2 protein-coding genes are annotated in these 3,193 nt (G+C 70.3%); both read right to left on the bottom strand.

The window, feature by feature from the left end:
• Nucleotides 1-80: 80 nt before the first annotated feature.
• Nucleotides 81-1,058 carry a tRNA (adenosine(37)-N6)-dimethylallyltransferase MiaA gene (gene miaA / locus ACYP33_RS34290; protein ID WP_459625542.1) on the bottom strand — a complete coding sequence of 326 codons (978 nt, stop codon included), beginning with the start codon at nucleotides 1,056-1,058 and terminating at the stop codon, nucleotides 81-83.
• On the bottom strand, nucleotides 1,055-3,112 hold the full coding sequence (mutL, locus tag ACYP33_RS34285; protein WP_459625541.1) for a DNA mismatch repair endonuclease MutL: 2,058 nt from the start codon (nucleotides 3,110-3,112) through the stop codon (nucleotides 1,055-1,057). The genes miaA and mutL overlap by 4 nt, the downstream gene beginning before the upstream one ends.
• Nucleotides 3,113-3,193: the final 81 nt, after the last annotated feature.

Here is a 3,193-nt window from a genome sequence, read left to right as displayed (position 1 = left end):
GCCCCTTCTTGTTTGCCGGTCGTTTGTCGGCTATTTGTCGGCTATTTGCCGGCATCCCTCCGGAATCGTCTGGCGCTTCTTCAGCCGTTCGCGGCGAGCACGCGTTCCAGCGCATCCACCGCGCGCGCCGGCGCATCGTCGGCGCAGCAATCCACCACGATTCGCTCGGGCATCGAGCGCAGCCAGGTCAATTGACGCTTGCAGAGCTGGCGCGTGGCGAACACACCCTTGTCGCGCATGGTCGTGTAATCGGTTTCACCGTCCAGATATTCCCAGGCCTGCCGGTAGCCGACGCAGCGCATCGACGGCAGCCCCAGATGCAGATCCTCGCGACGGCGCAGCCGTTCGACCTCGTCGATGAAGCCCGCGTCGAGCATCGCGTCGAAGCGCGTGGCGATGCGCGCATGCAGGACCGAGCGGTCCGACGGTTCGAGCGCGACCGGCACGAAGCGGTAGCGCCGCGCGGCATCGTCCTCGCGCGGCGGCGCGGCGAGCAACGCCGACATCGGCTGGCCGCTCAGCATGAACACCTCGAGCGCGCGCTGGATGCGCTGCGCGTCGTTCGGCGCGAGCCGCGCGGCGGTGGCCGGGTCGATGTCGGCCAGCCGCGCATGCAGCGCGGGCCAGCCGTCGCGCGCGGCGTCTTCATCGAGTTGCGCGCGCACGGCCGGGTCGGCGGCGGGCAGATCGTTGAGACCCTGCGTCAACGCCTTGTAGTAGAGCATCGTGCCGCCCGCGAGCAGCGGCAGCCGCCCGCGCGCGACGATCTCGCCGACCAGCCGCAGCGTGTCGGTGCGGAAATCGGCGGCGGAATAGGCGTCGGCGGGATCGAGGATGTCGATCAGGTGATGCGGCACGCGCTCGCGCTCCTCGCGGCTCGGCTTGGCCGTGCCGATATCCATGCCACGATAGACCAGCGCCGAATCGACGCTGACGATCTCGACCGGATGGCGCGCAGCCAGCGCGAGCGCGGCGGCGGTCTTGCCCGAGGCGGTCGGGCCGAGCAGGCAGGCGACCGTCAGGCGCGCGCGGTCGTCGGTGCGGTGCGGCGCGCTCATTGACCGCGCATGAACAGGCGGTCGAGATCGCCGAGCGTCAGTTGATACCAGGTCGGGCGGCCGTGATTGCATTGGTCGGCGCGTTCGGTGGCTTCCATCTGGCGCAGCAGCGCGTTCATTTCGTCGAGCGTGAGGCGGCGGTTGGCGCGCACCGCGTGATGGCAGGCCAGCGTGCCCAGCAGTTCGTGCTGGCGCTCGGTCAGCACGCGCGAGCCGCCGAATTCGTGCAGATCGGCCAGCACGGCGCGCGCGAGCGTCTGCAGGTCGGCATCCTTGAGCAGCGCCGGCACCGCGCGGATCGCGAGTGTGGTGGGCGACAGCACGGCCAGATCGAAGCCGAGCGCGTCGAGCGTCTCGCGTTCCTCTTCCACCACGCCGATTTCCACCGGCGTGGCCGCCATCGATACCGGCAGCAGCAGCGGCTGCACGGCGATCGCCTTGTCGGTCAGCGCGTTCTTGAACTGCTCGTAGAGAATCCGTTCGTGTGCCGCGTGCATGTCGACGATCACGAGCCCCTGCGCGTTCTGCGCCAGCACGTAGATGCCGTGCACCTGGCCGAGCGCGAAGCCGAGCGGCTGGTCGTCGTGCGCGGCATGCGCCAGCAGCGTGCCGGGCGTCGCGCCGAACGGGGTGGGCGACGGTTCGGCGGCCAAGGCGTTGCCGGCCGACGACGTGCCGGTGGTGTCCTTGCGGCCGTACAGGGCGTCGTAGAGCGCGAGCGGTTGTGCAACCGGCAGCGTGCCCTGGGTCATGCGCGACTGGCGCATCCAGTTGCTGCCGGCGTGGTTGCCGGCCGAGCCGCCGCCGCTGCCGAATCCACCGCCAAGGCGGCTCTCGGCCAGATTGCCGATGCCGCCGGCGCCGCCAGCCGCATTGCCCGCCGTGCTGTCGCCAGCCCCCGCGCCCAGCGCGAGCGCCGGTCGCTCGAACACGGCCGGCGCGCCCGACGGCGTCAGATGCGCGGCATGGCCGCCCGCCGTGGTTTCCGGCGAAGCGCCCGCGTGCCGCGCCAGCGCGCGCTGCACGGCGTGGAACACGTATTGGTGGATCGAGCGCGAATCGCGGAACCGCACCTCGATCTTCGACGGATGGACGTTGACGTCGACCGCTTCCGGCGGCAAATCGAGGAACAGCACGTAGGACGGATAGCGGTCGCCGTGCAGCACGTCCTCGTAGGCCGCGCGCACCGCGTGCGTGAGCAGCTTGTCGCGCACGAAGCGGCCGTTGACGTAGAAATACTGCTGATCGGCGCGCCCGCGGCTGGCCGTGGGCAGGCCCGCGCAGCCGTAGACGGCCAGCGGCCCGGCCCGTTCGTCGAGCGGCAGGTGGGCAGTGGCGAAGCTGTCGCCGAGGATCTTCGAGACGCGCACCGGCGGTTCGCTCGCGTTCCAGTGCTCGACGGCCTTGCCGTTGTGCAGCACCGAGATCGCCACATCGGGCCGCGCCAGCGCCGCGCGGCGGATCATTTCGAGGCAATGGCCGAACTCGGTCTGCTCGCTCTTGAGGAACTTTCGGCGCGCCGGCGTGTTGAAGTAAAGCTCGCGCACTTCGATCGTCGTGCCGCGCGTGCCGGCCGCCGGCGACAGCGCGCCGGTGTCGGCGTCGATGCGCGTGGCGTGCGACGCCTGCTCGGTGCGGCTCGTGATCGACACGTCGGCCACCGAAGCGATCGAGGCCAGCGCCTCGCCGCGAAAGCCCAGCGTGGCGACCGATTCGAGTTCGTCGAGCGAGCGGATCTTGCTGGTCGCGTGGCGCATCAGCGCGAGCGGCAGTTCGTTTTCGGGGATGCCGCAGCCGTCGTCGGTGATCGAAATGCGCTTGACCCCGCCTTCGTCGAGCACGATGCGCAGGCTCGATGCCCCGGCGTCGAGTGCGTTTTCGAGCAGTTCCTTGACGACGGATGCGGGACGCTCGACCACCTCGCCAGCCGCGATCTGGCTGATCAGCTGGTCGGGCAGCGGCTGGATCGCGCGCAGCGGGCGCGGGCCGGGCGCAGGCACGGCCGGGGAGGCGGTGCCGGCGTCATCGGCGGCGGAATCGGTGAATTCGGACATGGCGGAATTATAACGACGCCGCGGCCGGCTCACCGACGGCGCATCCGGCCCCTTGCATCCGCTTGCATCCATCCGCTTGCA

Source organism: Burkholderia sp. 3C (assembly GCF_054589155.1).
This window is presented reverse-complemented; position numbering and strand designations above follow the sequence as displayed.

What these genes read in the sequence shown, in the direction of transcription:
- miaA (WP_459625542.1), bottom strand. Translation starts at nt 1,058, where the DNA reads ATGAGCGCGCCGCACCGCACCGACGACCGCGCGCGCCTGACGGTCGCC.
- mutL (WP_459625541.1), bottom strand. Translation starts at nt 3,112, where the DNA reads ATGTCCGAATTCACCGATTCCGCCGCCGATGACGCCGGCACCGCCTCC.